This window comes from Acinetobacter sp. LMB-5, from assembly GCF_001541635.1.
GTDB classification, from domain to species: Bacteria; Pseudomonadota; Gammaproteobacteria; order Pseudomonadales; family Moraxellaceae; genus Acinetobacter; species Acinetobacter pittii.
This window is the reverse complement of the sequence record NZ_LRDR01000054.1, coordinates 1-309: the sequence shown is the minus strand read 5'-3', so window position 1 is coordinate 309 and position 309 is coordinate 1. Positions and strand designations below refer to the sequence as shown.

Genomic DNA, 309 nt, shown 5'->3' with positions numbered 1-309 from the left:
GTGGATAGGGGTGAAAGGCTAATCAAGCCTGGTGATAGCTGGTTCTCCCCGAAAGCTATTTAGGTAGCGCCTCGGACGAATACCATAGGGGGTAGAGCACTGTTTCGGCTAGGGGGTCATCCCGACTTACCAACCCTTTGCAAACTCCGAATACCAGTAAGTACTATCCGGGAGACACACGGCGGGTGCTAACGTCCGTCGTGGAGAGGGAAACAACCCAGACCGCCAGCTAAGGTCCCAAATTACTACTAAGTGGGAAACGATGTGGGAAGGCTCAGACAGCCAGGATGTTGGCTTAGAAGCAGCCAT

At 53.4% G+C, this 309-nt stretch carries 1 rRNA gene; it reads left to right on the top strand.

The annotated features are described in order from the left end of the window. A 23S ribosomal RNA gene (locus AW165_RS18475) occupies window positions 1–309 on the top strand; the annotation flags it as partial.